The sequence below is a fragment of the Sphingobium sp. FW306-1B-F04DB genome, from assembly GCF_058781925.1.
The window spans coordinates 1-541 of the sequence record NZ_JBYSXE010000149.1; the positions used below are offsets into that span (position 1 = coordinate 1).

General features: G+C 70.2%; 1 protein-coding gene. It reads right to left on the bottom strand.

Annotation, left to right across the window (positions count from 1 at the left end):
• Nucleotides 1-228: 228 nt before the first annotated feature.
• On the bottom strand, nt 229-541 hold a 313-nt coding region (locus AC3WJD_RS22120), incomplete at its 5' end, for a DUF6481 family protein (protein WP_492749023.1).

Genomic DNA, 541 nt, shown 5'->3' on the forward strand with positions numbered 1-541 from the left:
GCAGGCACGCTGTTAACCTCTGCCGTGGCCGACGATCGGCACGTGCGGGTGCCTCGTCCCTGACAGCCACGCGCGGCTCTGCCCGCTCAGCGAAGTCGGAGCCGCTCTCCGTTGCTCATCAGCTCGTGGGCCCAGCACGGTCATGAAGACGCGGTCGTCGTGCCGGAAAAGCCCGATTTCTTAGCCGCCCCGCACCCGCCCGGTGCCGGGAAGTTTGGGGCCGATAACCTAGCGCTTGCGCGCCTTGCGGGCAGCGTAACGGGCGTCGCGTGCAGCCTTGAGCTCTTCGGCGGTCGGCACCTTCGGCCGGGCAGCCGCGGCGGCAGCACGGGCCTCTTCGACAGCGACCGCAGCGGCTTCGGCAGCTGCGCGCTCGGCCTGCTCCTTCGCGGCCTTCTCGGCTTCGCGAGCCGCCTCGGCGGCAGCGCGCTTTTCGGCTTCAGCGGCTTCCTTGGCGCGGCGGCGTTCGGCACGGTCGGCGAGCTCGGCCTCGCTGGGCTTTGGCTTGTTCTTCAGCATCTCCAGAGCCTTGGCCTTGGCG